At 62.2% G+C, this 23,131-nt stretch carries 24 protein-coding genes; 17 read left to right on the plus strand and 7 right to left on the minus strand.

The genetic code is table 11. From position 1 onward, the window contains the following. Positions 1 to 56 precede the first annotated feature (56 nt). On the minus strand, positions 57 to 1,691 hold the full coding sequence (locus ABD727_RS10960) for a recombinase family protein (RefSeq protein ID WP_344707418.1): 1,635 nt from the start codon (positions 1,689 to 1,691) through the stop codon (positions 57 to 59). A gap of 784 nt (positions 1,692 to 2,475) precedes the next feature. On the opposite strand from ABD727_RS10960, the gene ABD727_RS10965 reads away from it, so the two are divergent. From ABD727_RS10965 to bla, 6 genes are all read left to right on the plus strand, one after another. Beyond that, positions 2,476 to 2,991: a DUF2997 domain-containing protein gene (locus ABD727_RS10965; protein WP_344707419.1), complete on the plus strand. Its 516-nt coding sequence runs from the start codon at positions 2,476 to 2,478 to the stop codon at positions 2,989 to 2,991. Further along, positions 2,988 to 3,548, plus strand: a complete 561-nt coding sequence (locus ABD727_RS10970; protein ID WP_344707420.1) for a 4Fe-4S single cluster domain-containing protein — start codon at positions 2,988 to 2,990, stop codon at positions 3,546 to 3,548. The genes ABD727_RS10965 and ABD727_RS10970 overlap by 4 nt, the downstream gene beginning before the upstream one ends. Continuing rightward, on the plus strand, positions 3,527 to 5,146 hold the full coding sequence (locus tag ABD727_RS10975) for an AAA family ATPase (RefSeq protein WP_344707421.1): 1,620 nt from the start codon (positions 3,527 to 3,529) through the stop codon (positions 5,144 to 5,146). The genes ABD727_RS10970 and ABD727_RS10975 overlap by 22 nt, the downstream gene beginning before the upstream one ends. Positions 5,147 to 5,176: 30 nt before the next feature. Continuing rightward, positions 5,177 to 6,148 carry a hypothetical protein gene (locus tag ABD727_RS10980; RefSeq protein WP_344707422.1) on the plus strand — a complete coding sequence of 324 codons (972 nt, stop codon included), beginning with the start codon at positions 5,177 to 5,179 and terminating at the stop codon, positions 6,146 to 6,148. Between the two features lie 51 nt (positions 6,149 to 6,199). Beyond that, on the plus strand, positions 6,200 to 7,147 hold the full coding sequence (locus ABD727_RS10985; RefSeq protein ID WP_344707423.1) for a hypothetical protein: 948 nt from the start codon (positions 6,200 to 6,202) through the stop codon (positions 7,145 to 7,147). 578 nt (positions 7,148 to 7,725) lie between these two features. Then, positions 7,726 to 8,640 (plus strand): subclass B3 metallo-beta-lactamase, encoded by a 915-nt coding sequence (bla, locus tag ABD727_RS10990; protein ID WP_344707424.1) that lies wholly within the window; start codon positions 7,726 to 7,728, stop codon positions 8,638 to 8,640. Positions 8,641 to 8,776: 136 nt separating this feature from the next. On the opposite strand, the gene ABD727_RS10995 is transcribed toward bla, so the two are convergent. Continuing rightward, the gene (locus ABD727_RS10995; protein WP_344707425.1) at positions 8,777 to 9,214 is read right to left on the minus strand and encodes a hypothetical protein; all 438 of its coding nucleotides are present in this window, start codon (positions 9,212 to 9,214) and stop codon (positions 8,777 to 8,779) included. A 658-nt stretch (positions 9,215 to 9,872) separates the two neighbouring features. Here ABD727_RS10995 and ABD727_RS11000 point away from each other — a divergent pair. From ABD727_RS11000 to ABD727_RS11020, 5 genes are all read left to right on the plus strand, one after another. After that, positions 9,873 to 10,283: a hypothetical protein gene (locus tag ABD727_RS11000; protein ID WP_344707426.1), complete on the plus strand. Its 411-nt coding sequence runs from the start codon at positions 9,873 to 9,875 to the stop codon at positions 10,281 to 10,283. 752 nt (positions 10,284 to 11,035) lie between these two features. Continuing rightward, positions 11,036 to 11,374: a hypothetical protein gene (locus ABD727_RS11005; protein WP_344707427.1), complete on the plus strand. Its 339-nt coding sequence runs from the start codon at positions 11,036 to 11,038 to the stop codon at positions 11,372 to 11,374. Further along, positions 11,371 to 11,712, plus strand: coding sequence for a hypothetical protein (locus ABD727_RS11010; protein ID WP_344707428.1), 342 nt, complete (start codon positions 11,371 to 11,373; stop codon positions 11,710 to 11,712). The genes ABD727_RS11005 and ABD727_RS11010 overlap by 4 nt, the downstream gene beginning before the upstream one ends. Continuing rightward, positions 11,709 to 12,056, plus strand: a complete 348-nt coding sequence (locus ABD727_RS11015; RefSeq protein ID WP_344707429.1) for a hypothetical protein — start codon at positions 11,709 to 11,711, stop codon at positions 12,054 to 12,056. Before ABD727_RS11010 ends, ABD727_RS11015 begins: the two co-directional genes overlap by 4 nt. After that, positions 12,053 to 12,370 (plus strand): hypothetical protein, encoded by a 318-nt coding sequence (locus ABD727_RS11020; protein WP_344707430.1) that lies wholly within the window; start codon positions 12,053 to 12,055, stop codon positions 12,368 to 12,370. Before ABD727_RS11015 ends, ABD727_RS11020 begins: the two co-directional genes overlap by 4 nt. A gap of 92 nt (positions 12,371 to 12,462) precedes the next feature. Here ABD727_RS11020 and ABD727_RS11025 read toward each other — a convergent pair whose 3' ends face one another. After that, positions 12,463 to 12,819 (minus strand): bleomycin resistance protein, encoded by a 357-nt coding sequence (locus ABD727_RS11025; protein WP_168067877.1) that lies wholly within the window; start codon positions 12,817 to 12,819, stop codon positions 12,463 to 12,465. Positions 12,820 to 12,920: 101 nt separating this feature from the next. On the opposite strand from ABD727_RS11025, the gene ABD727_RS11030 reads away from it, so the two are divergent. The 3 genes from ABD727_RS11030 to ABD727_RS11040 are packed head-to-tail and all read left to right on the plus strand — an operon-like array spanning position 12,921 to position 13,990. Continuing rightward, complete coding sequence (locus tag ABD727_RS11030; RefSeq protein ID WP_344707431.1) at positions 12,921 to 13,277, plus strand: hypothetical protein; 357 nt, start codon at positions 12,921 to 12,923, stop codon at positions 13,275 to 13,277. Further along, positions 13,274 to 13,501: a GDCCVxC domain-containing (seleno)protein gene (locus ABD727_RS11035; protein ID WP_168067879.1), complete on the plus strand. Its 228-nt coding sequence runs from the start codon at positions 13,274 to 13,276 to the stop codon at positions 13,499 to 13,501. The genes ABD727_RS11030 and ABD727_RS11035 overlap by 4 nt, the downstream gene beginning before the upstream one ends. A 48-nt stretch (positions 13,502 to 13,549) precedes the next feature. Further along, positions 13,550 to 13,990 (plus strand): hypothetical protein, encoded by a 441-nt coding sequence (locus ABD727_RS11040; protein WP_344707432.1) that lies wholly within the window; start codon positions 13,550 to 13,552, stop codon positions 13,988 to 13,990. A gap of 382 nt (positions 13,991 to 14,372) precedes the next feature. On the opposite strand, the gene ABD727_RS11045 is transcribed toward ABD727_RS11040, so the two are convergent. Then, on the minus strand, positions 14,373 to 14,822 hold the full coding sequence (locus tag ABD727_RS11045; protein ID WP_344707433.1) for a hypothetical protein: 450 nt from the start codon (positions 14,820 to 14,822) through the stop codon (positions 14,373 to 14,375). Positions 14,823 to 15,072: 250 nt separating this feature from the next. Here ABD727_RS11045 and ABD727_RS11050 point away from each other — a divergent pair, with 250 nt between their 5' ends. Beyond that, positions 15,073 to 15,489, plus strand: coding sequence for a hypothetical protein (locus ABD727_RS11050; protein ID WP_344707434.1), 417 nt, complete (start codon positions 15,073 to 15,075; stop codon positions 15,487 to 15,489). Between the two features lie 193 nt (positions 15,490 to 15,682). On the opposite strand, the gene ABD727_RS11055 is transcribed toward ABD727_RS11050, so the two are convergent. Beyond that, positions 15,683 to 15,994, minus strand: coding sequence for a hypothetical protein (locus ABD727_RS11055; RefSeq protein WP_344707435.1), 312 nt, complete (start codon positions 15,992 to 15,994; stop codon positions 15,683 to 15,685). Positions 15,995 to 16,580: 586 nt separating this feature from the next. Continuing rightward, positions 16,581 to 16,709, minus strand: a complete 129-nt coding sequence (locus ABD727_RS11060; protein WP_344707436.1) for a hypothetical protein — start codon at positions 16,707 to 16,709, stop codon at positions 16,581 to 16,583. Between ABD727_RS11060 and ABD727_RS11065 the strand changes: the two genes are divergently transcribed. Beyond that, positions 16,708 to 16,947, plus strand: coding sequence for a hypothetical protein (locus tag ABD727_RS11065; protein ID WP_344707437.1), 240 nt, complete (start codon positions 16,708 to 16,710; stop codon positions 16,945 to 16,947). The two genes, ABD727_RS11060 and ABD727_RS11065, sit on opposite strands and share 2 nt — an antisense overlap. Positions 16,948 to 16,954: 7 nt before the next feature. Here the strand turns inward: ABD727_RS11065 and ABD727_RS11070 are convergent, their stop codons facing one another. Then, positions 16,955 to 19,636 carry a M16 family metallopeptidase gene (locus ABD727_RS11070; protein WP_344707438.1) on the minus strand — a complete coding sequence of 894 codons (2,682 nt, stop codon included), beginning with the start codon at positions 19,634 to 19,636 and terminating at the stop codon, positions 16,955 to 16,957. A 736-nt stretch (positions 19,637 to 20,372) separates the two neighbouring features. Here ABD727_RS11070 and ABD727_RS11075 point away from each other — a divergent pair. Beyond that, positions 20,373 to 22,847 (plus strand): ATP-binding protein, encoded by a 2,475-nt coding sequence (locus ABD727_RS11075; protein WP_344707439.1) that lies wholly within the window; start codon positions 20,373 to 20,375, stop codon positions 22,845 to 22,847. The last annotated feature ends 284 nt before the right edge of the window (positions 22,848 to 23,131 follow it).

Genomic DNA, 23,131 nt, shown 5'->3' on the forward strand with positions numbered 1-23,131 from the left:
TTGTGCCAATGATCCTCGTTGCAAAGCAAACAGGCCCCTCTTGTAGGAGCGCAGCTTTAGTGCAGCCTCACATCACGTGCAGAGCTGGGCACCGGTGCTCTGCTTGCTGCCGAGCTAGCCAGCACTGCCGTTTCGAGGGCCTTGCGAGAGCCTCGAATGCAGACTTCGCCCGCAGCAACGGAAACTTCGTCGACCAGCAGCCTTGTGTAGGCCTGCCGGAGTGCCGGGTTGCCATTGCGGAGGCCTTCCCGCAGCAAAGCTCCGAATTTCTCCACCAGCTCTGGCGTGATTCGACGGCGATCTGAAGTGAGTTGCCGCTCGAGACTGCAGATGTTGCTGGTCAGGGTTGAGACGCGCTGGCGATGAAGGGTCAGGCGCTCAGCGAAGTCACGGTCTGAGGGCGAGGCCATCCCCTGCTCGACCAGCTCGTAGAGGCGATTAAGGGCACCTGAGCTGTTGGTTCTGGCAGAGCGAAGCAGCGCCAGCTCCTCGCGGCGACGAGCGTCGGAAGCGTCGCTCTTCTCGAGGAACGCAGAAAGCAGGTCCGGCAAGCGCTCAGGAGCCACAATCCTCTGCTCAAGGGCTCCCAGAACAGCGTCGTCCAGCTTCTCCATCCGGATTGCGCCGCCCTTGCAAGCAGTTTCACCCTGCGTGGCTCGGCGAGAGCAAGCATAGTATCGGTACTGGCCAGACTTGCCGGTACGGATAGTCATGGCCCCACCGCAGCCAAGGCATTTCGCAAGGCCGATCAGCAGCGTGGGGCCGGAGACAACCCGTGCCGGCGTGCGCCGCGGGTTGCGCTCGGCAAGCCGCGCCTGAACAGTCTGGAAGTCGTCCTCGGCGATGATGACGGGCACAGCCAGCTCAACCCACTGTTCGCGAGGCCGGCGCTCGCCTGCACGGGAGTCTTTCTGGTTGAAGTAGTGAGTGCCCATGTAGGTGGTGCGGCGAAGGACAGCGTTCACGTTGGACACGTGGAAGGGCTTACCCCGATACCTGTACCCGCGGCCGTTCAGAAAAGAGACGATCTTCTTGACGCCCAGAGGTCCGCTGGTGCCGTCACCCTCAAGATAGAGCGAGAAGATGCGACGTATGATCGGGGCTTCAAGTTCATCAATCGCAAGGACCTTCTTGTCCTTGTCGCCCCGTCGCTCGGCCACGATCACCTTGTAGCCAAGCGGTGGGCGTGAACCATTCCAGAAGCCCTGCTGCGCGTTGGCGAGCATGGAGCGGCGCACGTGCTTTGCGTTCTCAGCACTCTGATACTCGTCGAACTTGCTCAGGATTGAGCGCACCAAATCTCCGGTGGCGCCTTCTCCGACATCCTGAGTGATCGAGACCAGTTCGACCTTGGCCTTCGCAAGCTTGCGTCGGTAGCGTTCGAACTCGAACTGATCGCGGAAGAAGCGGCTGAAGCTGTGGACGATCACAAGATCGTATGGCCGCTCGCGAGCTGTTGCTGCCTCGATCATTGCCCTGAACTGAGGCCGATGGTCGTCCGTGGCTGATGCCCCGGGCTCACGATAGATCTCGGCAAGGTCGATGCCCCTGCCCTCGCAGAAGCGGGTGATGGCTCCGACCTGATCAGTCAGGCTGGTTTCGTGCTCTGCCTGGCGGCTCGTGGAAACCCGGACATAGGCGACGGCGCGTAGAGCAGGCCTGGCGAGAACAGCGGGAAGTTCGGGTGCCATGTTACTCCTCAGGCGAACAAAGCTAGGATCTGCGGGCCGAAGAAGCGATGAAGCAACTCGACCTCTTCGTCCATGATGGGGAGGCAGCCTTCAGCTTCAGTGATTGTCTCAGATTGGGTCGTGCGCCCTCGGCAGCTGTCTGAACCATTCACGACAGTGCTCTGCCCGAAGGCTAAGCGCTTGCTCTCTGGCGCTTTTTTGACGTCCAAACTGCTCTTTGCGACACAGGACACAAGGCTGACCCTCAAAGATGAGGGTTGAGTCACATGACGCCAATCTGGTCAGTCGCAACAGACACCTGTTGTAACCGGCGACGTTACAACAAGGCGGACCTCTAAATTGGCTAGGCCCTCCGATCGTTCAGGCTGCTTAGCTCAGCTACATCCGCGTCCGAAAAGACCCACTCTCGGACGTTCAAACGTTGATCGACGCTGCCCGTGAGCGGACGTTGGTTCATCGGGACGCGTTGAGGCCGGCAAGCCCAATGCGCAGCCTGTCCCCTCGTTTTCTCCTCGGCCGCTGTTGGCCTGAGGAGATGAAGCATGGGACATGCAATCTACGATCCCGGTCAGTAAGCGCAAGCGCCACGAACGGGCTTGCTGAATATTTCGCCACCCAAGTTGACGGTCGGCGCCGGCGATGCGACCTAATGATTGGGGGTAGGCGCTTGTCGCACTGTACGCGTTTCCAGTTTAGTTACCGCGACGAAGCCATTGCGGTCGGGGCATTCCGAAGGCTCGGGCTGCGGCCGGAGACGGCGGTCATCTCGTGGTATGACAGCGACTTGGCCAAGGCCGTTCTGGGGCACATTGGGATCGCTGGAAAGGGCGTGTCCCGGGCTATCTGCGCGCGCCACTCGCCCTTTCAGCTGTTTCTCGTGCGAAGCGGCAGCGACTTCCAGCTAGTGATCGAAAGCGACGATCGGTCCGCCCTAGCCGACCACGAGCGGGTCGAGGCGCTAGAGGCGGCATTCCGCTTCGCTTATCTCGCCGTCGCCGCCGAGCGCACGCTCTGCGCCTCGCTCGATGATGGCGGTGTGCCCTGGACTATGGAGGAGCAGCCTGACGGGATGGTCATCCGCTTCGGGCCGGATCTTGCCCGGCGAGTTATCCTTCGCAGCGTCGGCGACCACGTTGAGGAAGAAGTGGCCGGCGTCTTGGGCGGCCGCTGCGCCGAGCTGACCGCCGAGCTCGAGGACCTGCTGGCGTCGGCTACCGCCGAGCTGCTGACGGAGTGGAAGCCTTCGTACCACGAGACCATCGACGATGAAGTGGTGCAGGTGCTGAGGCTGGGCGCTTGAAGCTACGGGTGCATTCCCTTTGTCCATCGTCGTTGGCAAACGGCCCCGGCCAACGTTTCGTGGTCTGGACACAGGGCTGCGCGCTTGCCTGCGAAGGCTGCTTCAACCCTGACAGCCATGCCAAGGCCAACGGCGAGATCATCGAGGTGCCGGCGCTTGCCAGGCAGGTGAACGCTTCGGCCCGCGCCTCAGGGCTCCGCGGACTCACGCTGAGTGGCGGGGAACCGCTCGCTCAAGCGCGGGCCGTGGCGCATCTGCTCGACAGGCTTGACCCCGCTCTCGACGTGCTTCTGTTCACCGGTCACGAGCTTGCCGAGATTCGCCGGAGCAGCGTCATGCGCGCGGTCATTGCCCGTTGCGATGCGGTCCTAGCCGGCCGCTATTCGGCTGCGAACGACCATCCCTTTGCCGGCAAGTCGCTGCTGCTTCGTGGCGGGCGGATCCGGGCGGACGAGCTTACCCCCCATCATATAATCGAACTGGTGGTCGGGACGGGGCCGAATGCAACCGTCACCGGCTACCCACGGAGAAAGACGTGGACTTCTACGAAGAACTGAAGAGTGCCATCCGCGCGCGCTACGCGCTCATCCAGATAGTGTCGGCGGAGGAAAGCAGGTCCTTGGCGGACCTCGAGCGGATCGCCAGCGAACTCCAGCACAACCTGCTCGTTTGGACCTCCACCGAAGGCGTCAAGGTGCGCGGCAAGGTAGCGGGCGAGAAGACCTCGGACCTCCGCGCCGCGATTGACTATTGCGAGCAGCGCGCGCGGAGCGGCGAGCCGCTGCTCATGGTGTTCGTCGACGCGGACGCCTTCCTGACCAAGACGTCTCCACCCATCTACCGGCGGCGGCTGAAGGAGCTGGCCAACGCCATCCGGACGCAAGGCTATCGCGCCAACTGCCTGCTTCTGGGCGTGTCAGCAAATCCACCGGAGGACCTGGTCAAGGACGTCGCCTTGTTCGACTATCCGCTTCCGACGAGGTCACAATTGCAGCAACTGATCGGCGCCTTCGCGAGCGAGCGGGCGGGCGACGAGCGGTTGCGCATCGACTCAAGGCCCGAGACGATCTCGGCGCTTGTCGAGGCCTCGCTCGGCCTGACGACCATTGAGACGGAGAACTGCCTTGCCCGGGCGCTGGTAGCGACCCGGTCGCTGAATGCCGACACGGTCGCGATCATTCTGGAGGAAAAGCGGCAAATAGTCCGCAAGAGCGGAATCCTCGAATATGTCGACACCGGCGGCCTGTCGCTGCAGAGCGTCGGTGGGCTCGAGACCCTGAAGCGCTGGCTGGCGCTCAGGGCCACTGCCTTCAGTCCGGCGGCGAGGGATTTCGGGCTGGCGGCGCCCAAGGGCGTGCTGCTGACCGGAATTCCGGGCTGCGGCAAGTCGCTGGTCGCAAAGTGCGTCGCCGCGGCCTGGCAGCTGCCGCTGCTCCGGCTGGACGTCGGCAAGGTGTTCCAGGGACTTGTCGGCTCCTCGGAAGCCAATGTCCGGCAGGCAATCTCGACCGCGGAGTCGATCGCTCCGGCCGTTCTCTGGATCGACGAGATCGAGAAAGGCCTTTCTGGGGTCGGCGGATCGGGCGGCGACGGCGGAACGTCGGCGCGAGTGTTTGGAACTCTGCTCACCTGGATGCAGGACAAGAGCGCCCCCGTGTTCGTGATCGCGACAGCGAACGACATCGGCGGCCTTCCCCCCGAACTGCTTCGCAAGGGTCGCTTCGACGAGATCTTCTTCGTCGACCTGCCGACTAGAGCGGAGCGGTCGCAGATCCTAGACATCCACCTCCGGCGGCGCGGACGGGCAGAGGCCGGGCTGGACCTTGAACGGCTCGCCGCCGCGTCCGGCGAGGAGCGGTTCGGTGACGAGATCAGACTTTCGGGGGCTGAGCTGGAGAGCTGGGTCAACGATGCCTTATTAGAAGCTTGGCGGCGCCACCTCGAGGGTGGTGACTCAATCCTTGGCATGGGGGATTTCGAGACCACCATCGCGCGGTTGGTGCCTATGGCCAAAATGCGGGCAACGGACATCAGCAAAGTGCGGCGCTGGGCGTCGGAAAATGCGGTGGCCGCGACCATTCCGGAGCATAGGATGACGGCTCCGGGCGAAGCAAAGGACCGGCAGGCGGTCGGCGGACGCGCGCTGGATTTCTGACAGACGAGCGCAAGAGAGGAGCTGAAGAGGATGCTGGTACTGAATCCGGTTCACGTGATGAGGCGTACACGGAAGGGGGTGTTCTGGGCCTTGGTCGCGGGTGTTGCGGCCTTCACGGTCCTCGCCCTGTTTATGGTCGCGGACGAGGGCGGCTGGGTCGCTTGGGCCTGCCTCCTTTTCTTCGGCGGCGGCGGCGCGGTCGTGACCTTCATGGGCTTGCTGCCGCCGAAACCTTACCAGCCGCGGCGCTCTCTCAAAGGGTGGCGCGGCACTGACAGCAAGATCGTTCTTGGCTACAAGCTGATGATCGTTGTTGGATTAGCACTCTCCGGTGCCGCCCTGCTCTGGGGCTTTAACTCCGGCTTCAATGCTGGCCTCGCCAAGGGCCTGCTGGGTGGCCTCGGCCTCGCCGGCTATGCTTACTATGGCCTAATCGCCAAGTCCGCGCACGGCGATGTCGACGCAGCCGCAGTCGGCATTGCCGCGGATCTCGGCGCGAAAGGCCGCAACAGCATCTACCTAGCTTACGCCAATTACGGGGCTGATGATCCGCAGGAGCGCAAGGGCAACATGATCTTCCTGGTCGGCGCGGACCGGGTGATCACCTGCCATCATGACGGCCACGACTGGCGTTCGACCGAGCAGCCGTTCGACCGCATCCATGCGCTCGGTCTTCGCCAGACCGAGCAGCACGAGAGCTGCATATACCTCGAATTTGAGGATGGCACGTCGACCCTCATCACCCTCGACCCCGCGCTAATCATGACCACCGAGCCGCGGACCTTCATCCGTTCGCTGCTCGAGCTGATTGACCATTGGGCACTGGACGGGGCTGCGACTCCGGCTGCGGCGTCGCGTCGCCGGGTGGTGACGGACATGGGCAGTGAGGGGGAGCGAAAGCCCGAACTGGTTGGCCAGGCGCAAGGCATCGCGTTCGCCACGCCGATCATTGAGGAAATCTCCCCCAGCTTCTCACCCACGGCCAGAAGGCTTGAGGTCTGAGTCCTGCGGAGCTCGACGGGTCGGGCGAAGGACGGGGCAGGGGGACGAATAATGCTGGTGCTGAACGATCTGCAGGTCATCCGGCTGCTCGCCCCGGCAAGGTACCGAAAGTTCTGCATCGGCTTCCTGTCGATCGCGGCATTGGCCGCCCTCTTCGTTCTCGGCGGCGGCGGCTTTTTGTCTTGGGCCTTCCTGCTCGTCTTCGGCGGGCTCGGGGCAACCTTCCTCATCATCGGGCTGAAGGCGGCGGAGCCCTACCGACCGGGCCAATCCTTTCCCCTGTGGCGCCAGCGAGATGCGCAGATCGCAAGGGGCTACGATTCCCTGGTGCCCTACGGAATCCTTATTGCCGTCGCCTGCTTCCTCTACATGGCCGTGGAAGGCTTCAGCGTGCTTGCGACCTTCCTGCTCGTCGCGGGAGCGGGAACTGCGCTCAGCGGGCGCCATCTCAGGATGGTGAAGAAGGTCCATGGCAATGTCGACGCGGCCGCGGTGGATCAGGCACAGAGAATCGGGGAGCGGGCCGCCAACCGCATCTATCTCGCCTACGCTAATTTTGGGGCCGACGATCGGGAGGAGCAACACGGCAACATTCTTTTCTTGGTCGGGGCCGACCGGATGATCCATGGCCTGCACGATAACCGCGAGTGGCATATGGCGGAATGGGGCTTCGACGAGATCGGAGCGCTCGGCCTGCGGCTGGTGAACGCCCAGCTGGCGCACATCGTAGTGGTCCACCGCGATGGAAGGCGGATACAGGTACTAATCGATCCGGTACACATCCAGACCACCGAACCGAGGACCTTCGTCCGCTCGTTCATCGAGCTGATCGATGACTGGTACAGCGGCGGAGCCCAAGACAAGGCGCTGCCGTCCGCCCGAAGGCGCATTGTGGCCGACGTCGAGACCAAGCCTGCGGAGCTGGTGGGACAGGCCCGGGAGCTCGACTTTGCGGCTCCGCTGATCAAGCGGGCAGCCTCCAGGCCGTTGGAACTCTGAGCCTAGCTGACGGGTCTCGCGCCCGTTTTGCTCCGCTTGCGTCAGCATTCGCGTGCCGAGAGCTTTGCCTGTGCAACTAAGATGGGCGCTAAGCTGACAATTTCGTCCACCTGAACGAACGTCTTCTATGTGACAGTGCCAACCCGAAAGCTGCCTGTCCGCTTGCCACCACGAGCAGACCCTAGGGTCAGGTAGCTCTTTTGTCGGAAAGTGGCCGCCAGGAGACCGTCCGATTCTAACGCGTGGAGGCCGAATGCTGACGCCCGTTCAGCTTAGCGGCTATGTCCGCTTTCGACCCGTTGCGGACATTGCGGGTGTAGTCACGTTCATGGCGCATGGCATATGCCGACAAGACTTCACGCAGGTGGGACGCACTAGCAGCGGTAGGCACCCTGCCGACCTTGCGAGCCGCCTTTGTGGCCTACATGGCTTGCTGGTTGGGGTTGAAGCGTTGGTCGTGCCACCTCCTAGGTGCATCGAGCCTGCCGGTTACGGCATCATGGAATGCTCACATTCCGCTCATGTCTTCAGTCGCACAAACAGTCAGATCCGACGTCGCGTAACAAAGGACAGGTCGGATGCTGCAACTCAAGGACTTCAGGGTTAAGTGGCGCTGGGTCTTCGCCAGTTTTCTTGCAATAGGTCTGGTGACCGCGCATCAATTCTGGAAAGCAGCCAGCTACGATGGCGGGCAGCAGGCGGTTGCCCCGTTCCGTATCGCCGGCAATCTCTACTACGTCGGGGCGAACGACGTGACCGCCTTCCTGATTACAGGTCCGCAAGGACACGTACTGATCGACGGTGGCTATCCGGGCACGGCGCGGCTGATCATTGCGAGCATCAAGAAGCTTGGCTTCCGTATCGAAGACGTCAGACTCCTGCTCAACTCACACGGGCATTTCGACCATGCCGGTGGGCTCGCCGAACTCAAACGAGCGAGCGGCGCGCAACTGTGGGTCAGCGAAGGCGACGCCGATGCGGTGGAGAGTGGAGGGGCCGCGGACCAGTCGTCAGGTCCGCTAAGATTCCTCGCGGCAAGCGGGCTCCTCGCTTTTCCAGGTGCTAAGGTTGATCGAAGGATCGCTGATGGCGCGATCGCAAGTGTCGGTCCGGTGAAGCTCACGGCGCATATCACGCCCGGGCACACGCGCGGTTGCACCTCTTGGTCCTTTCCGGTGCGGGATGCCGGGCGCGACCTGCTCGCGGTAAATATCTGCAGTCTCAGCCCGTCGCCGTTTGAGCCAATTGGCAGGAGAGGCGATTACCCCGGCGTCAAGCAGGCCTTCGGGCAGAGTCTAGGCCGGCTGAAGGCCCTGCAGGCGGACATCTACCTGACGCCGCATGCCCGTGACTTCGGACGCTGGCGCAAGCTTCAGGAGAGGCAGGCTGGCACGGACCCTGCCAAGCCGTTCATTGATCCCGAGGGGTATCAAGCAGCCCTGGCAAAGGCAGAGACCAAGTTCGCGCGTTACCTGAACGAGCAGCTCAACTGATCTCTTGTGGAGCCGCCTATCAATGCGAGGCAAACAGCCAATCGCCGACGTCCGCTTCCCACCCATTCCGGTCATCATTTTCAATGTCTGCTTTCCACCCAAAGGAGACATCCGGTTATGAGCGGTTGGCCCTGTTTTAATTTGAATTGCCGTCGTTGTTCTTCTGCGCAGCCGCACACCAGATCGGCTCGGTTTCACGCTGAACGACATTGGCGAACTCCGCCCGCTTTGAAGCGGCTATTGAGCGAGCTTTGTCGGTGATCCTTCGCGCAAAAGCTTCGCAGAAACCGCCGAGCAAAAGGCTGCCGCCAATGCAGGCATCAAGTGCGCCGAGTACCGGAAGAGGGACGGACAAGAGAGCAGCATGAGCAGGTTCGACGTTCAGCAGGTTATCAAGCCTCCTTGCTGAGTGTTGTCTGACTGTCTCCTCGAGCACTATCGTCCCCCAGTCGCCAGTCGCCATCCTCTCGAGGTATGGTTGCGCGCAAGATATGCCGAGACTCACGTCGAGCATGCGTTCCTCTTCGGGGACCAAGATCAATCCGACTGGAAGCGGGTAGATGCGATCATACATGCGCGCAGCGACGCTGGACGCCGTGTTCCCATCAGCCGCTTCATTCCAGAACAGAGTGGATGCTGAGCCAGCCAAGGGCGGCCCGACCATTGCGCCTAGGAGCAGCAAGCCCGCAACGCCAAATAGTCTTCGCTGACGCATCTACGCCATCCCCTGCTCGGCGGGCTGGGAGATCAGCACGCCTCGAAATCCCGAATCGACCCATTGCGGACAGTAGGACGAATCTAATCGCCGTCAGGCCGTTTTCTCCCAGTCCAAAGACCAGCGAGAATGTATCCGGTCCCTCCACCCAGTCCTGCGGGAATGGTGGCCAACAGTCCGAAGGCCCCGATCATCACTGGCCCTGCGCCGTCACAGCCAGGCGCACAGGAACTTGCCAGATAGTAGGCAAGGCCAAAGCTCGCGAGCAAGGTCATCACCACAGGGAGCATGATCGAAAGGCAGCCCGCCTTGGCCGAGTAGCTTTCGGCACGCTGTCCGAAGACGACATTGGACGCGGAGGCTATTGCTGCTGCGACGAGAAACAAGGCCGTAAGCGCGAGCCACATGTTGATGGCATAGACTTGCCGAAGTCCGCTTTCCACCCAATGCGGACATCCAAGAAGGACATCTGAGTTCGACCCATTGCGGACGTTCTGTGGCAGCTTACCATGGTAAGATGGGCTTCGTAGCTGACACTGACGACAAGGTCGTAGATCGCGAACGCAATCTGAGTCTTGAGTTGAGGGGCGGGCGCTTCGACGAGAACTACGCCGTGTTTCGCTTTGCAGCACCTGATTGCGAGTTCTCGGTCCCCTTACACTACAATCGGATCGGCTTGAGATTTGTTCATCCAGAACCGACCTCCAAAGAGCCGTTCAGCGTATCATGCTATCCAAATGCTCGCATCGAGTTGGGGCTGCTTCCGTTCAAGTCAGCGGTCGGGCACGGCGAGCCGGACAGCTACGCAGCCGACGTGTTGTCAGCCCTCACCTGCTTCTACAGCTACGGGGGGCGTTATCGCGGACCTGTGTATCTCCTGGGTTTTGGCAAAGAACCATTGCTTCTTAATCCTGTGGACAATCCTTAGCGCACACCTTAGCCGAAGGTCCGCTTTCCACCCAAAGCCGACAGTCCGCTTCCGACCCATAGCAGACATTTAGACGCCTAGCCGGGGCGCTGAAACTCGAAGTCAGCCTGAAGGTGTGGCCTCCACCGTTCGTGGTAGGAACGGAGCTCTTGCCGCACCAGCTCTCCGCTTGCTCCTCGAACCTCGGGTATTAGCCCAGGGACTAGCTCATTCTCATCAGCCCAACCCCAAGCGGCCATTCGCTTGACGTAGATGTGGACTGAAGCAGCGCAACCTGCGTTCGTCAGGACTTGCCTGAGGCATATGCCTGACACGAACATCAATCGGTCTGTGTGGCTTAGAGCGACCGCGACTTCATCGAGCCGGATTGCGGTAACGTACCGCCTCAGGTCACGGGTAAGAGCGTTATCCAGATCGAAGGTGGAACCGCCCACTCTGTCGGCTAGTGCTTTGCTGAGGGTGGTTTTGCCACTCCCGGTCCACCCATCGATCCCGATGATGGCGGCTGCCCCCAGCCTCTCCATTAAGGCATGAGCAAGGGCATCCAGATCAGCAAAGACGTGCGGCACCCATGCACAATCGGTCCTAGTGCCAACGTCCGCAATGGGTGGAAAGCGGACATAAACCGGCTTCGTTACGGCCCTCAGTCGCAATGTGCCATTGGTCGAATTCCTTGGCTCGTCTGACAGACGTTGCTCGTCGGCAGGGTTGGCTCGGCTAAGCTTCCGTTCTCTCGCCAAAGGAGCAGGGGCATGATTCGCAACCCTTTTCTTCAAACCAGGCACTCGGAGACGGGCGGACGCGGTCTCGTTCTCGGCCTCGTTGCGCTAGTCTTCGGCCTTGCTCTGCTAATCGCCAGTAGCCCAATTGGCTCGTCGTTGGGCGTGCCGGTCGAGGCACGGTCTGGTCTTCGTTTGTCTGCGGGGCTCCTTGGCTTTGTCGCTGCGGCATTCCTGTTCGGCCGGTGCTTTGGCCGCACCAACAGCGCACGCGAGCGGGTGAAGCATCTTGTTGGCTCCGCTATCCTTTCGGCTGCCGCCACTTTGTTCCTTGCTGGCTTCCTCGACGGCCTGCTCGGAGCGGCACGATGATGGCCGGCTACCGCTCGGATCCTGGCGCGACTGCGACTCCGGCGGAGGGGCGCTTCGCCTTCGCGGCCGTCGCTATCGCGCTGCTGACGGCGTTCCTGGCGCTTCTCGACGCGGGCGTCTTTCCTTCGCTGAGCGCCTGGCAAGACAAGTTCACCACTGTCGGACCCCTCATGTGGATCTTCGCGGGCATTATGTGGCTGCGGGCCAGCCAGCCGCAGCCCGACGATCGCCTTAGCCCCCGCGCAGCCCGTCGCTGGGCGATCGCATACACCATCCTCGGCGTTGTCATCACTCCTCTCCCACTCGGCAGCGACCTGCTGCTGGAGATCGCGCGATGAGTTACCGCACCTCCTCCTACGATCCGCGGGCGACGACGCTGGGCCCGCCAGCGCGCCCTTATAATCGGACGCAATGGTTCGGCGTTTCCCTCGACACCGTGGGCGCCATCGTCATCGGTCTGTACTGGGCCGGACAGGTTGGCTGGATCGAACCCGTGCTTGGCAGCCCGGCCCCCGGTTTCCTGCTGCTTGGTGCGGGCGCGATCCTCCTCCACTCGCGCCGCGGACCCGGCCGCGTGATGACGAGGGCCGAGCAACGGCAGGGCCTATGGTGGGTATTCGGCAGCTTGTTCGTCGGCGGGCTCATCGTTGCCGCGATCGTCCTCATCGCTGGCGTCTCGTGACCCCCTGGCAGCCCTCGCGTCGCCACCGCGCCCTCGCCACGGTCCTGGCGCTCGCCCTGGCCCTTGGCGGTGCCGCGCTGACCCTTTGGCTCGGCGTTGCCGGCAGCCGCACCTTCGCCGATCTCGCCGGCCGCGACGGCGTTCAGATCAGCCCCATCTCGGGCCTGCTGCTGGTCGTCGCGTCGCTGCTCCTCATGTTGGCTCGTCAGCAGGAGGCAAAGAGGCAGGGCGCCGCCGCAGTTCTCAAGCTTTTCGCCGTCGCCCTGGCGCCGACCAGTCTAATGTTCCTGGCCCTGCCCTTCTTCGTCGGCTGACCTGCACTTCCGCTTTCGCGGACACGGCGCAGAAGAGCGAGGACACGCGCTGACGCGCTCATGTCCGCTACGGGTGGAAAGCAGACATTTCGTCAGTTTTGGATGAGGCGAACGAGCGTTCCGTCTAGATCGACCATGTAGGCGATGGTTTTACCGCTATCTTCTTCGGTTGGCGGATGAAGGCGAGGCCACCCCCAACACTGCTCTGGCAATCCAGCAGCTTTGCAGATTTCGTAGAGTTCTTGCATGTCATCTAGACGCAGGCAGCAGCTAAAGTTGCCCGTTGCAGGGTCCAGATCCGGATGAGGAAAGAACTCCAGCGTCGAGCCGCCGCGCTTCAGGATCATCCACCCGTCGTCACGCCAGCCCTCGTCGAAACCTAGCTTCCGATAGAACTGCGATGTCGCTTCGAAGTCCCGGCTCGGCAGGTTCGGCGTCGCGTGATCCATCTAGCGGTCTCCCTGAGTAGCATAACGCCCGCTCCTCCTTGATCGCAATGGGGGCGACTGTCGACGTTGCTCAAGCCTACCCTGACATCTAGAGCAGCGGCATGAAGTTCTCGGAAACAACTTTCGCTGCGATTGCGGCGGCAACCGGCCTTGGAGCTACAACCGCAGGCGCGGCATGCTGCGTGCTTCCGTTGATGCTCGCCGGTGTCGGCGTCGGCGCGGGCGCCTTGACGCCGATGGTGCCATTCCATTGGCCACTGTCGGTCATCGCTCTTGTTGCGGTCGCGACTGGATGGTTTCTTTATCTGCACCGCCGTCGGGCATGTGCCGTGGGCGTTGATTGCGCGCCTCCATCGAAAACGACGTTTCTGCTTTTGATAGTGGCCTCGCTTCTCGTGGTCATTGCAGCGGCGTGGCCGTTCATTGAAGCGCCGCTCACGAAAGTAGTTGGCACATGACTCTTCTAGCATCGACACTCACCTGCCCTGAATGTGGGGGAGCTTCCACCGACGAGATGCCCACCGACGCTTGTCAGTTTTTCTACGATTGCAAGCATTGCAGCGCCGTCCTTCGCCCACTCAAGGGCGATTGCTGCGTTTACTGCTCATACGGTGACGTTCCATGCCCGCCCATACAGGAAGCACGGGAGACCGGGGTTGCAGGCTGCTGCTCACCTTCCTGATGTCCGCTTCGGGTGGAAAGCGGACGTTTGCTCTGTCAGAGAAAAGTCATGGGTTACCGGGAGTCTCATGAGACGGAGGAGAATGGGCCTGAACCGGCAGAAGGTTTTGCCCGCGTAGGTTCTGATGAGGAGTCCACTGCAATCGAAGAAGCGAGGCTGTTCGCGAAAGTGGGCTACTATGCAGTTCCAGTAGCGCTGATCCACTTCGGCCTCCTTTACACCGTTCTTCGAGGCGCACTCGATCTCGACATTCCGGACTTCACAACGAGCAATCCACTCCTGATATGGCTGTGGCTCAACGGCGCTGCCGTTGCTCTCGCAATCTGGTTTTGGAAGCGCGGTCATTTTCCTATCCGCCAGGGTCTTTGGCTTCGCGGGCGGACCGCCAAGTTGCTAATCGTTCTCTGGCTGGCGCTCTCCATCGCGTGGTTCACACTGCCCGCCGTGCTGCGCAGGCTGGGCGAGGTGCTTCTGACAAGAGATTGGTAATTGACGTCCGCAATGCGTGGAAAACGGACCTAGTGTCTGTCTTGAGCAACCGGCTATGCTTGTGCTGACGCCAGCGTGCTATTGAGGCAAAAGCAAGTAGCGAAAGACGATTTATGCGAGGCTGCGCTACAGTTGGGCTAGGTCTACTTGTGCACGCAATCGTTCTCTCGCAGATTGTCGACGGCGAGATAAAGCTGCGCCGGAGCACCATAAGCGCGGCAGAGGATCCTCTGCTGTTTTGGGTCGAGGCAGCTTTCTTAATCCTATTGGGCTCTATTCTGATCTATCGCGGGCTGAACGATCGCCACTAAGGCCAAAGCTCAGATGGTGCACCGCCTCCTGATTAGAGTTGTCCGAATTGGGTCGAAAGCAGACATTAGCCTCAGAAGGGTGCGGGCACTTTGTATGTCATAGACACTTGTTCGATGTCGCCGTTGAAGCCCAGAACCACCTCTATATCCCAGTATAGCTGACCCAGTCCCTTTGGTGCGTAGGCAAGTTTGAAAGGCTGCCAAAGACGATTGTCGGTGCGGACTCTTTCTATCTTCCAAACTTTGTCAAAGGGCACCCCTAAGAAAGCCTCGCGCGGTGAGATTCTTGCAGCTTCAGACGAGGCAACCGAGCCAGCCAAGAGTTCAAAGGTTTGGACTTCGCCTGCCGATAATCGCCTCTGCGCGTCCTTTACTTTGGCGAGTAGTGAATCGGCCTCGGGCGACCCTAAGCCACTAAGCTGGCGAGTGGCCGGAGGAGCAATCACGGGCGTGCGCTGCGCATTGCCGACAGCGCAATGAGCAGACATCAACACGAATGCCAGAAGTTGCAACGGACGCATGGCCCTCTTCTCAACCATCTGCTGAATGTCCGCAATGGGTCGAAAGCGGACTGTCGGCTTTGGGCGGAAATCGGACTTTCGACCAAGGCTTGTAAGCGCAGCTTCCGACATACGCGATGAATCTCTAGCGAGCGGTAGGGATGCAGATGTGCCGCAGTTGCGCAGGATCGATGCATGTCGCGGGCAAGTCAATTGCAGCAAGCAGCGTAGTGGCTAAGCATGCTACTCACCAACCCGTAGGAGAAGTGGAATGCGTTCTTTCTTATTAGCTTGGCTTCTCCTCTCGTCCATACCTGCATACGCCAGCGATGGATGGGTCGTCTTACCAAATGGTCAAAAGGTTGGTGTCGACCAAGCATACAGGAAGAACAACCAAATCAGAGTTTATGGGCAAGGACGCTCCGGCATGAGCGTGAAGTTAGTTCAGCAAGGTGTGCTCATTCGCATGGCGGAACTTGCTCATGCCAAAAGCATGCCTCGGATGGCCGTCATTAAGGTCAGCGATTGTGGCTATCGAGGCAACTTCGCTCAGTGCCGCATCGTGGGACAGATGCTTGCTGAGGGCGAAAACGCTTCGCCCGAGGGAAGGAACGAGATCGTTTATTTCAGGGTGGCCGACGTCCTTTCCGGAACGATGGTCGAGGAAGGTCGCACTCCAGCACGATAGCAAGGTCCGCGACCGAGACGAGCCGCCGAGTTCAGAACCGAGGACGCTCGTTCTCGGAGGCCATGCCGCCTCCGAGTAATCGTGAACGGTAAAAGCGAACATGCGCCGCGCTTTGATGTCCGGAATGGGTCAAAAGCGGAATGTCCGCTTTGGGTGGAAAGCGGACATGAGCAGGTAGCTCGCAAGGTTACCCTCAATGAGCTTCTACATTCCTTCCTTGCAGACGGTCGTTCCTTATCCGTTCAAGCAGACGAAGGAAGCTTGGCTTGGCTTGCGCCTCGAAGAATCTGGTTAGGTGGGCAGCCTGTTCGGGCGCAAACTCCCGCGCAACAGCAGCATCACGCTGCTCGCGGAGCGCTCTGCAACCCGCCACCGCCTCAGAGTAGACTGCATCGTCAGTGGCTGAGGTCTTGGTAAGACGCACAGCAAAACCGGCCATGCACCGGTCGTGCGCTTGAGCAATCACCATCGCACTGGTTCGAGCAGCGTCCGTATGTTGGGCCATGATTACTGCCGCAACAGCAAGTGAAGCCATGAGCATCACGCAAGCTCCGATGATTGAACGGACATTCTTGCAGCCGCAACGGCTTAGCGCAATGTCTGCAATGGGTCGATTCCGGACATTAGCAACATAGCTGAACGAGGGTCCGCTTAGGGATCCGGCAGCGCCGCTCCGGAACGACTGGCATGGGCGCTAAGCCGCTCCTACCCTCCGCATGAACGAACGTCGGCTCTTCGCCCGCATCCACCAAGAGCGGCCGTTCCGCTTTCCACCACCTTTCGCCCTTCACGGCATCGGTCGACATGCAGCGCTGAGCTGAGGGCTCAAGCCCAGCGAACAAGATTACGTCTCTGGCCCCGACATGCGCCTCCGGGCAAGCTCACACCGTCCGCACGGTACCGCCGTCGATGATGAACTTGGCGCCGTGGGCGGCGCGACGTGCGGATGTTTGTCCGTGAACTTCTCTTTGCCTCAGGGGCGCTGGTCGGCGCACATTGTCCTTTTGCAGTCGCAAACGTAACGACTTCGGCGCCTTTGAGCTAGCCTGTTCAAGGCCATCGCCGACCAAGTCGCCTTGGCCCGGCAGCATTCAATTGCCTTCAACGCGCTGAAGCTCAGCGAAGACAGGCTGCGAGTGGCTATGACCGGCGCTATGGCTGGCAGATGGAAGCTCGATCACAAAACCAATGTCGCGCACCTCCCAAAAATGCATCATCATGCTTGGACTTACCGAAGATCACGATGGACTGGTCAGCAACGCCGATTGGCGAGAACTTCTGCACGCCGAGGACTGGATCAAGGCGGACGAGGTAGTTCAAAAGACAAATACCTCGGGCGAAGCCTATATCCCGGCGACGATCGAGACCTATCTCCTCGCCGCCCTCGCCGCTCAGGAGTGCCTCCTGCTCGGTGACTTCCTCGCCCGCCTCGATCAGCGCTGCCGGCCGATCTTCTGACCGTCGGCTACCTGGCCGCTGCAGCCGCCGGCACCACCGACAGCTTCCACGACTTGTTCGGCGCCAGAAATCGCCGCGCCGCCGCCTGCAGGTCGGCCGGAGTGACCGCCTCGACCAGCCGGATCTGGCTCTCGATTCGCGGCGCGACTCGCGGGTTGGTCGCCAGCCCGTCGAGCACGCCCAGCCAGTAAGCGTTGGTCGTCCGGCTCTGCGTGAGTCGCTCGACAAGCGGGCGCCGCGCGCGCAGCAGTTCGTCGGCGGTCACCGGTCGCGCCGCCAGTTCTCCCGCGATCGCCTGCGCGTCGCTAAAGAATTTCGGCAGCGCCGCCGGCGGCGCTTCCATCACCGCGAATATCAGGCCGTAATTGTCCCACACGTCCGACATCTGGCTAACCGCGCCCGGGCTGTAGGTCGCGCCCTGCTCCTCGCGCAGCTTGGCGGTCAGGCGCAGCTGATAGATTTCCGCTAGCACGCTCATCGTCCGCGCGGTCTTGAGGTCGACGTCGAGCCCCTGCGTGCTCCACGCGATCAGCCCCGCCGCTTGGTCGGCCCGCCCGCCATGGGTCAGAACCATCGGCTGCGCGGTCGGCGCGGGGAGACGCGGCGCCAACGCGGCATTCTTCGCCGCCCGCCGCGCTGGCAGCGCCCCGAAGGTCGCCGCGGTCTGGCGGATTGCCTCGTCGACGGTGACATCGCCGACGATGATCACCTCGATTGGATCGTTCGCCAGCGCCGACCCCAGCAGCGCCTTCAGATCCTCGACCGTGAAGGCCGCGAATTGCTCGCGCGTCGGGGTCGCCCAGCGCTTGTCGCCGGCCCGCAGCAAGCTCTGGAGGTCGCGCTCCAGCACCCCGCCCGGGCTCGCCGCATAGCGGTCGAGAATCGTCCCGCCAAGCGGTCGGACCGGGTCCCACCCCGCCGCGCGCCAGCCCGGATCGGTGATGCTCGCCGTCAATAGCTGCATCTGCGTAGCGAAGTCGGCGGCGCGCGTCGTCCCGTCGAAGCGGAAGCCATTGTCCTCGATCCCGAACGCCACCGCCGCCTGGCGGCCGGCCAGCGCCTGCGCCGTGTCCTCGGCGGTGATCTTGCCGAGCCCGGCTCCTGCCAGCGCACCCAAAGTGAGCATCACGCCCGGCACCGCGCGATCGGTTGGCAGATCGAGCCGCCCGTCGCCGACCAGCGCCCGGACCAGGATCTGATCCTTGCTCGCCGCATTCGGCCGCACCGTGAGCCTTACGCCATTGGCAAAGGTGACCGCCGTCGCGCCGAGCGCCGGAAACACGCGCCGCGACGCGACCTTCCCGGGCGTCCCGAAGCTCTGATACGGCCAGGTCGCTGCCGCCCGCTCGACCGGCGCGGCGACCGCCACTTTGGTGGAGGATTGCAGAGCCGCCAGCACCGCTTCCTTGCCGCCCGCTACCGCGCTCGGCGCCGTGACCTGAGCCAGCGGCCCCGTTCCGGCGAACGCGCCACGCACAGCTTCCTGCACTATCGCTGGGGTCAGCCCTTTCACCGCTTCCTCGAACATGGCGAGGTCGTCGGCCGGCGTGGTGACGATCGTATCGTCGGCGAGCGAGGCGATCTTCCCCTCCGCCAGCGCCACGTTCGTGCGCGTTGCCGCCCCGCCGACCGCGTTGGTCAGCCCACCTCGCACCGCCGCAATCACCTGGTCGAGCTCGGGCTTGGTCGGACCATATTGCACCAGCCGGCGCTGCTCCTGTTCGATTGCGGTCAGCCCCCCCTGCCAGCCGCCGGGCGCCGTGATTGCGAAGATCTGCGTATAGTCACCGCTGTCCGCCTCTTGCGAGGCCATCGCCTGCGCGCCGAGGAAGGGCGGATTGGGGCTCGTCGCGAGCCGCTGCAACCGCTGGTTTAAAACCCCGAGCCCCATCAGCTCACGAAGATCGGCTATCCGCTTCGCACGTGTGTCGGGCGAAAGGTCGGCCGGGCGAACCCACAGCAGGCTCGACACGTTCGGAAATCCCGGGTCGACCAGCACGTCGGCGGCCGACGCGGTACGCGCCTGCGGCTTGCCCTGATTGGCCTGCACACCCGCCGCACCTTCGCCCTTCCAGTCGCCGAAGCCGGCCCGGATCTTGCGCTCGAGCTCGGCCGGATCGACGTCGCCGACCGCGACGATGGTCGTATTTTCGGGTCGGTAATAAGCGTTGTAATAGGCCACCATCCGCTCGCGGGTGACGGTCCTGATGACGTCGGTCAGCCCGATCGGCAGTCGCTGGCCGAGCCGCTGGCCCGGGAACAGGAAGTTGATCCGCCCGATAAGGGCACGGATCTGCGGCGTGTCGCGACTGCGTTCCTCGCTCAGAACGATTCCGCGCTCACGGTCGATAGCCGCCGGGTTGAAGGTCGCCCGGTCGGCTACCTCGCGCATCAGGTACAAGGCTTCGTCGACAATTTCCGGCTTGGCTTGCGGCAGGTCGAGCTTGTAGATCGTCTCCTCGAACCCGGTCTGGGCATTAGTGTCCGCCCCGAAGGCGAGCCCTGCCCGCTCGAGCCGTTTGACCATCTCGCCCTCGGGAACGTTCTTCGTTCCGTTAAACACCATATGCTCGATGAAATGCGCGATCCCGCGGTCCGCTTCGGCCTCATTGAGCGAGCCGGTCTCGATATGCATCCTGATCACCGCGCTGCCCGGCGGAGTCGCATTGCGGCGGATGGCGAAACGCATGCCGTTCGGAAGTACGCCCGTTCGCCACGCTGGATCGACGGCGAGCCCGGACGCACTTGGCCACCCCGCCGCCGCCGGCTGCGCCGCCAGCGCTGGAACCGCAGTCCCCGCCAGCAATGAGGCTGCTAGCAACACTCGTCCGCCCATCATCCGCATCGCCGTCGATTCCCCCGTCAAGGTGGTTGGTTTCACTGACGAACTTTGTGAAAGTCCGGCGAGATGGACGCAAGCGACTTCGACCAGACGGCGGAGATGCTCGACCAACGGTAGGGAGGCGACGCCCGGCGCCGACACCCATGCGAGACCGATCTCGGCCACCACCGTCACCCAAGACTCGACACCCGGGGTCTGCCGACCTCCTTCGACCCATCAGATCCACAGATGACCGGAAGCGGACAGTCCGATTTTGAACGTGATGAGACATAAGCGTGTCTGCTGAACGAGTGTCAGCTTTCGCGACGCTGTCGAACGACCTCGAACATTCACAAAGGCCGCATTGCTGCCGCAACGGCGCGCCTGAACAAATGTCGGCTTCTGCCGATTGCAGCCTGAAAGCGGACCTTCCGCTTCCCACCACCAGCTGACCCTTAGCAGGACCGGGGAATCATATTGCGTTTGGCGCAGGCCTTCCGCCAACCCTCGATAGGTTATAGTCGAAATTGTGATCTCGTCCGGTGAAATGTCTGAGGCCTCGTCGCCTAACGCAAGCCAGCTTGGTCAAAGACCAAGTGAATCGATGCTGACTTCGTTTGATTGGTCGGACTTCCCGTTGGGCTCGCCGGACCACTGGCCGAGCGCTTTAAAAGTAGCCTTATCGCTCTGCGTCGACTCCAGCTTTCCCACGGCGATCTACTGCACGCGTGAGCTCCGCCTCTTTTACAACGATGCCTGGGCTCCGATTGCTGGCGAACGTCATCCTTGGGCGTTCGGACGTCCCGGCGCCGAGGTCTGGTCCGACATCTGGTCCGTCGTTGGACCGCAATTTGATGAGGTCTGGCGCACAGGGGACGGCTTCGCAGCCTTCGACCAGATGCTCCCCATGCGCCGCGGCGGGGAGGTGCAAGAAACTTACTGGAATTACAGCTTTACGCCGATCCGCGACGAGAACGGTGAAATCGTCGGTATTCTCAATCAGGGAAACGAAACGACAGCACGTGTGGTGGGCGAACGAACCCAGTCGTTCCGTCTCGACTTAGAGCAGGCCCTCAGGAACCTCGACGATCCCATCAGCGTGATGCGCGTGGCGGCAGAGCGGCTCGGGGCGGCCCTCGACGTTGGCCGGGCCGGCTATGGCGAGATCGACGCCGATGGCGAGATCATCCGTGTGTCGCGCGACTGGACCAGGTCCACGCCCAGCCTAGCTGGCGAAGCCCGTCTCCTCGATGGGTTTGGAGAAGCAATCGCAGAGGAACTCCGCGCCGGCCGAACCCTAGTGGTGGACGACAGCACCTCGGACATGCGCGTGGCGGGGGCCGGCGTAGCCGACGCGTGGGCCAGTATCGACCTGCGGGCGATCATCGCGGTGCCTTTGATCAAGGAAGGCCGGCTGGTCGCCTTCCTTTACGCGCACGAAAGCAAGTTGAGGCATTGGAAAGCGACCGAGATTGCGCTGATGCAGGATGCGGCCGAGCGCACCTGGGCGGCCGTCGAACGCGCACGGGCCGAGCAGGCGTTGCACGAGTTGAACGAGACCCTGGAAGCACAGGTAGAAGCCCGTTCGGCCGAGCGCGACCGACTATGGAATCTCTCGCAGGACATGCTCGCGCGAGCGGACTTCACCGGTATGATGTCGGCCGTCAGCCCGGCCTGGACCCAAGTGCTCGGGTGGACTGAGGCCGAATTGCTCACCCGCGGCTATGCGACTTTCATGCACCCCGACGACATGCCGCCAACGCTGGCGGCGATCGAGCAGATGAGCGCGACCCGCGAGCCGGCGCGCTTCCAGAACCGGATTGCCACAGCCGACGGCGGATGGAAGCCGATTGAATGGACGGTCGCGCCAGAGGCCGATGGTCAGAATTTCATCGCCGTCGGCCGCGACCTCAGCGATGCAAAGAAGCAGGAATCCGAGCTTGCCGCTGCGCAGGAAGCCTTGCGTCAGAGCCAGAAGATGGAGGCGATGGGTAGCCTTACCGGCGGCGTCGCGCACGATTTCAACAATCTCCTGACCCCGATCATCGGCTCGCTCGACATGCTGGTGCGTAAGGGCATCGGCAGCGAACGCGAGCGGCGGCTGATCGATGGCGCCCTCCAGTCGGCAGAGCGCGCCAAGACCTTAGTGCAGCGCCTGCTCGCCTTCGCTCGGCGGCAGCCGCTGCAAATGACCGCGGTGGATATCGACACGCTCGTCGGCGGCATGACGGATCTGATCGCCTCGACCGTCGGGCCGACCATTGATCTCAGCGTCGACGTGGACCCCGCGCTTCCTCCCGCCATCGCCGATGCCAACCAGCTCGAGATGGCGCTACTCAACCTGGCGGTGAATGCGCGTGATGCCATGCCAAAGGGCGGTCGGCTCACGATCGCAGCCCGCAGCGAGGTTATCTCGGCCGGGCATCCATTCGGCCTCGCGCGCGGCGACTATGTCCGGCTGAGCGTCGGCGACACGGGCGCTGGGATGGATAAAGCGACGCTGAGACGGGCGGTGGAGCCCTTCTTCTCGACTAAGGGCATTGGGAAAGGGACGGGCCTTGGCCTTTCCATGGTGCATGGCCTTGCCGCGCAGCTCGGCGGCGGGCTGACCATCGACAGCACTCCGAACGAGGGGACCGACGTCACCCTCTGGCTTCCCCTCAGCGCAGAGCCCGCGAAGGGTCAGGCGCCGTCGTCGAGACCGGCACAGACACCGCTGGTGCGGGGTACCGTGCTTCTGGTCGACGACGAAGATCTGGTGCGGATGAGCACCGCCGACATGCTCATCGATCTCGGGTTCGATGTCGTCGAAACGACTTCAGGCAATGAAGCGCTGACGCTGCTCGACACCGGGCAGGTCCCCGACCTTCTCGTTACCGATCACCTCATGCCCGGACTCAGCGGCGCCGACCTTGCGAGCTTGGCGCGCGCGCGGATCCCCGGACTGCCAGTGCTGATCGTATCAGGATACGCGGAAGTCGATGGCATCTCGCCTGACCTCCCCCGCCTGACGAAACCTTTCCGCAATGCTGATCTTGCGGCGCACTTGGCAAAAATCCTGCCGGTCAGCGGTAGGTGAGACGAAGTTTGATGGACACAGCAAAGTCGGTTTCATTGCAATCCGCTCATGAATGGAAGTCTTGTGGGCAGCGGGTTCCAGTCGCAGTGATAGCTTCGGGCGCATCGCCGTCATCTTGCTCCGCCTGAACGAACGGCAGTCAATCGGCCTTCTCAACCTAAAGCCGTCGGTCTGCTTCCCACCAATTAGTTGCGTTATCTTGAGGCGAATGATCGACGTCCGTGTTGAGATTGAACTCTAGTGTAGGTTCTGAAACAGGCGGTAGCCGTGCCAGATCGCGCATG

The organism is Sphingomonas swuensis, from assembly GCF_039538045.1.
Lineage (GTDB): Bacteria > Pseudomonadota > Alphaproteobacteria > Sphingomonadales > Sphingomonadaceae > Sphingomicrobium > Sphingomicrobium swuense.